The organism is Roseateles asaccharophilus (assembly GCF_004362405.1).
Taxonomy (GTDB): Bacteria; Pseudomonadota; Gammaproteobacteria; order Burkholderiales; family Burkholderiaceae_C; genus Kinneretia; species Kinneretia asaccharophila.
Map to the genome: position 1 here is coordinate 1 of NZ_SNXE01000019.1, position 1,476 is coordinate 1,476.

2 protein-coding genes and 1 pseudogene are annotated in these 1,476 nt (G+C 68.2%); all 3 read left to right on the plus strand.

Annotated elements, in window-relative coordinates:
• Nucleotides 1-93 (plus strand): annotated as a pseudogene (locus tag DFR39_RS19715) (FlhC family transcriptional regulator); the annotation flags it as partial.
• A gap of 12 nt (nucleotides 94-105) precedes the next feature.
• Nucleotides 106-1,137, plus strand: a complete 1,032-nt coding sequence (locus DFR39_RS19720) for a glycosyltransferase family 2 protein (protein ID WP_133605552.1) — start codon at nucleotides 106-108, stop codon at nucleotides 1,135-1,137.
• Between the two features lie 258 nt (nucleotides 1,138-1,395).
• Nucleotides 1,396-1,476 (plus strand): flagellar transcriptional regulator FlhD (locus DFR39_RS19725; RefSeq protein ID WP_211343929.1); only part of this gene is annotated, 81 nt, incomplete at its 3' end.

Consider the following 1,476-nt stretch of genomic DNA (forward strand, 5'->3'; position numbering starts at 1 on the left):
CACGAGATTGCACGCCACTATGTCTGCGGCCTGTGCAACCCGCCGGCCCGCGCCGGCAAGGGCCGCGCCGCCGGCGCCATCCAGATGCACTGAGCCGGGCCCCGGATGCCCATGGCCCGCCTGGCCCTGGTGGTGATTGCGCGCGATGAGGCGGCGCATATCGAGCGCCTGCTGCGCAGCGTGGCCCCCTGGGTGGATGACATGCTGGTGCTGGACACCGGCTCGCGCGACGCCACGCCGGCCCTGGCCGCGGCCTGCGGCGCCCGCGTGGCCCACTTTGAGTGGTGTGACGACTTCTCCGCGGCCCGCAACCGCGCCCTGGACCTGGCCGGCGCCGACTGGCATCTGGTACTGGATGCCGATGAGTGGCTGGTCTCGGGCGGGGAGGTGCTGGCGGCGCTGCGGGCGCAGTCGCCCGATTTTGTGGGCAGCCTGGCGCTGGATGACCACTTCGAGGGCGGCAGCTCCCGCGGACGGCTCAGCCGTCTGCTGCCGGGCCATGTGCGCTACGCCGGACGCATCCACGAGCAGCCCCAACACCGCTTGCCGGTGCGCGCTCTGGAGGTGCAGATTGGGCACGATGGCTATTTGCCCGAGCGTCTGAAGGCCAAGCAGGGGCGCAACCTCCGGTTGCTGCAGCAGGACCTGGCCCAGCATCCCGAGGATGCCTATCTTTGGTACCAGCTTGGCAAGGACGCCTATGTCTATGAGGACTATGCGGCCGCCGAGCAAGCCTTTGAGCGCGCTGCCGCGCTGCCCCACCCTGAGGGCGGCTGGTGGCTGGATCTGGTGCCGCGCCGCCTCTTTGCGCTCAAGTGCCTCAAGCGCCACGCCGAGGGGCTGGCCCTGGCCGAACCCGAGCTGCAGCGCTGCGGCGACTCGCCCGACTTCTTCTTTGCCCTGGGGGACCTGCTGCTCGATTTTGCGGCGGACTCGCCCGCTCATGCCGAGGCGCTCGTGCCCATGATCGAGGATGCCTGGCAGCGCTGCCTGAGTCTGGGTGAGCGCCCGGACCTGCCCGGCGCGGTGGCGGGCCGGGGCAGCCATCTGGCCGCCCACAACCTGGCCTTGCTGATGGATGCCACCGGCCGCCCGGACCAGGCCCAGGCGCTGCGCCACGCCTACCCCGCCGGCTGAAGCGGGCCATCGTCCTGTCGTCCCCTGTTGTTTTCCTCTTGGGCCGGGGAGCCCCGAATAAGCGTGAGATCTGACACGCTTTTCCCGGTTTGGGCGCCGCCTTCTGCAGCAGGCGTGTAGGAAAAAACCTGACAAGCGCAGTCAGTGCGGGAGACGGCAAGCACGGATTTGGGCTGATGTTTGGGGCTTGTTTGGCTCATCACAATCCGTATCACGCTGAAACGCAAAGTGCAGCAGCCCAGTTACAGGAGAGCCGAGATGAACGCAGACCAGATCCTTGCCGAGATTCGCGAAGCGAACCTGTCGTACCTGATGCTGGCGCAGAGCCTGATCCGAGGA